At 44.3% G+C, this 253-nt stretch carries 1 protein-coding gene; it reads left to right on the top strand.

What is annotated here, in order from left to right:
* A partial coding sequence (locus RYX56_RS23945; RefSeq protein ID WP_317124333.1) for an HAD-IA family hydrolase occupies positions 1-253 on the top strand: 253 nt, incomplete at both ends.

Raw genomic sequence — 253 nt, 5'->3', positions numbered from 1 at the left:
ATATGGCTTTGAAAGGGCTGCGTTTAATGAAACTCGCTGACTTTTTTGATGTCATTGTTGCTTATGATCATGTTAAAAAAGTTAAGCCTGATCCGGAACCGATTCTTCAAGCGCTTGAGCAGCTTGGTTCAACACCTTCTGAAGCCATCATGGTTGGCGATAATTTTCATGACATTTTGGGCGGTAAAAATGCCGGCACGTTGACAGCAGGTGTGGCCTGGTCTATTAAGGGCCGCGATTACATCGCCAAATA

It is taken from the genome of Alkalihalophilus lindianensis, assembly GCF_032843265.1.
Classification (GTDB): Bacteria; Bacillota; Bacilli; order Bacillales; family Bacillaceae_D; genus Alkalihalophilus; species Alkalihalophilus lindianensis.
Note: the sequence above shows the minus strand (reverse complement) of the source record. Positions and strands in the feature narration are given on the sequence as shown.